3 protein-coding genes and 1 pseudogene are annotated in these 2,553 nt (G+C 69.2%); all 4 read left to right on the top strand.

The features are described 5' to 3' along the window. Positions 1-225: pseudogene (locus G6048_RS47750) on the top strand (amidase); the annotation flags it as partial. 9 nt (positions 226-234) lie between these two features. Next, the gene (locus tag G6048_RS47745) at positions 235-1,338 is read left to right on the top strand and encodes a mandelate racemase/muconate lactonizing enzyme family protein (RefSeq protein WP_165345847.1); all 1,104 of its coding nucleotides are present in this window, start codon (positions 235-237) and stop codon (positions 1,336-1,338) included. Positions 1,339-1,367: 29 nt separating this feature from the next. After that, positions 1,368-2,222, top strand: a complete 855-nt coding sequence (catA, locus tag G6048_RS47740) for a catechol 1,2-dioxygenase (protein ID WP_165345846.1) — start codon at positions 1,368-1,370, stop codon at positions 2,220-2,222. A gap of 11 nt (positions 2,223-2,233) precedes the next feature. After that, the gene (gene catC, locus G6048_RS47735; RefSeq protein WP_165345845.1) at positions 2,234-2,512 is read left to right on the top strand and encodes a muconolactone Delta-isomerase; all 279 of its coding nucleotides are present in this window, start codon (positions 2,234-2,236) and stop codon (positions 2,510-2,512) included. The last annotated feature ends 41 nt before the right edge of the window (positions 2,513-2,553 follow it).

Genomic DNA, 2,553 nt, shown 5'->3' with positions numbered 1-2,553 from the left:
CTCGCCCCGGCCGCCCCCGGCCCCGCCCCGCACGGACTCGACTCCACCGGCACTCCGATCCTCAGCCGTCCCTGGCAGTTGCTCGGCCTGCCTGTGGTCACCGTCCCCGGCCACCGCGACCCGTACGGCATGCCGCTCGGCATCCAACTCATCGGCCACCCCGACCGCGTGGGCCGACTGCTCGGCATTGCCCGGCGCACGCAGACCCTCGTCCCAGAGCACTGAGGGCGCCCGATGAAGATCACCGCCATTGAGGCCATCCCCTACGCGATCCCGTACACCAAGCCGCTGAAGTTCGCGAGCGGCGAGGTGCACACCGCCGAGCACGTCCTGGTCCGGGTGCACACGGACGAGGGGCTGGTCGGGATCGCCGACGCGCCGCCCCGCCCCTTCACCTACGGCGAGACGCAGGAGTCCGTCATCGGGGTGATCGAGAAGATCTTCGCCGCACAGCTCGTGGGCGCGGACGTGTTCGCCCGCGAGCTGATACATGCCCGGCTGCACCGCACGGTCGGCAACCCGGCCGCCAAGTCGGCGATCGACATGGCCCTGTGGGACGTCACAGGCCAGGCCCTGGACCGGCCCGTCACCCACCTGCTCGGCGGCTACACCGACCGGATGCGCGTCAGTCACATGCTCGGCTTCGAAGCCCCGCAGCGGATGGCCGACGAGGCGAGCCGCATGCGGGACACGTACGGCATCACCGTTTTCAAGGTGAAGGTCGGCCGTCGCCCCGTCCGTCTGGACATCGACGTGTGCCGTGCCCTGCGGGAAACTCTCGGTGACGCGGCCGAGTTGTACGTCGACGGCAACCGCGGCTGGACCGCCTCCGAGGCCGCCGCCGCCCTGCGCGAGTTCGACGAACTCGGCATGACACTTGCCGAGGAGCTGTGCCCGGCCGACGACGTACTGGGGCGGCGCCGGCTGGTTCAGCAATGCCGCGTCCCCTTCGTTGCGGACGAGTCCGCCACCACGTCGGCCGAAGTGACCCGTTCCCTCCTGGGCGGCGATGCCACCGCCGTCAGTATCAAGACCGCCCGCACCGGATTCACCCACTCCCAGCGTGTGCTCTTCCAGTGCGAGGGGATGGGCGCCGAAGTGGTGATGGGCAATCAGATCGACACCCAGCTGGGCACGGTGTGCACCGTAGCCTTCGGCGCCGCCTACGCCTCCTCCTCCCGCCGGGCCGGCGAACTCTCCAACTTCCTCGACATGAGCGACGACCTGCTCACCCAACCACTCGTGATCACCGGCGGCACACTCGCCGTCCGTGAGCGGCCCGGACTCGGGGTCGCCATCGACGAGGACAAGCTCAGCCGATACCGCCAGGACCGCTGACAGACCCTTCTCCCAAGGAGCCGCACATCATGTCCGAGACCACTGTGAAGGCCACGGCCGCCGCCTCCGGCGCCTCCGCCACGGAACGCTTCCTCACCGACAAGACCGTGTCGTCCGGCCCGGGCACCGACACGTCCCGCGTCAACACCCTCGCCGCGGAGGTCATCACCGCCGTGCACGACGTGATACGCCAACACCAGGTCACGTACGAGGAGTACAACGCCCTCAAGTCCTGGCTGATCTCCGTCGGTCAGGACGGTGAGTGGCCGTTGTTCCTGGACGTGTGGGTCGAACACGTCGTCGAGGAGGTCGCCGGTGCGGCCCGCAAGGGCAGCAAGGGCACCATCGAGGGCCCGTACTACGTCCCAGGCGCCCCCGCACTGCCCAGTGTCGCCACCCTGCCGATGCGCGAGAACGAGGCCGGCACTCCGCTCCTGTTCCAGGGACAGGTCACCGACGTCTCCGGGCAGCCGCTCGCAGGCGCGCTGCTGGAGATGTGGCAGGCCGACGACGACGGCCTCTACGCACAGTTCGCCCCCGGCATCACGGAGTGGAACCTGCGCGGCAGCGTCGTGGCCGACGCCGAGGGCCGGTTCGCGGTGACCACCATCCAGCCCGCGCCCTACCAGATTCCGACCGACGGGTCCTGCGGCCGTCTCATCGCGGCGGCGGGCTGGCACGCCTGGCGCCCCGCCCACCTCCATCTGAAGGTCTCCGCCCCGGACCACGAGGCTCTCACCACCCAGCTGTACTTCAAGGGTGGCGAGCACATCCAGGACGACGTGGCCTCCGCCGTCAAGCCCGAACTCGTCCTCGACCCCCGGCCGAACGTCGAAGGGGTCCACGAGGTCACGTACGACTTCGTCCTCGACCCGGTCGTCTGAGGGGCCCGTTCATGCTCTTCGCCGTACAGATGACAGTGAACCTGGCGCCGGACATGGATCCCGCAGACAGGGCGTCGACGATCGCCGCCGAGAAGCAGTACGCCCAGCAGCTCCAGCACGCCGGCGAGTGGCTGCACCTGTGGCGCTGCGCCGGACAGTACTCCAACCTCAGCGTCTTCGACGTCGCCGACAACGACCGTCTGAACGAAGTCCTGTGGGCGCTCCCGCTCTTCCCCTACATGGACATCACGGTGACGCCGCTCGCGCGACATCCTTCGGCCATCCACTGAGCAGCCACTCCACGAGAGAGGGGCCCCGACCGCCATAGCGG

Source organism: Streptomyces ureilyticus, assembly GCF_011045025.1.
In the GTDB taxonomy this organism is placed as follows: domain Bacteria; phylum Actinomycetota; class Actinomycetes; order Streptomycetales; family Streptomycetaceae; genus Streptomyces; species Streptomyces ureilyticus.
This window is presented reverse-complemented; position numbering and strand designations above follow the sequence as displayed.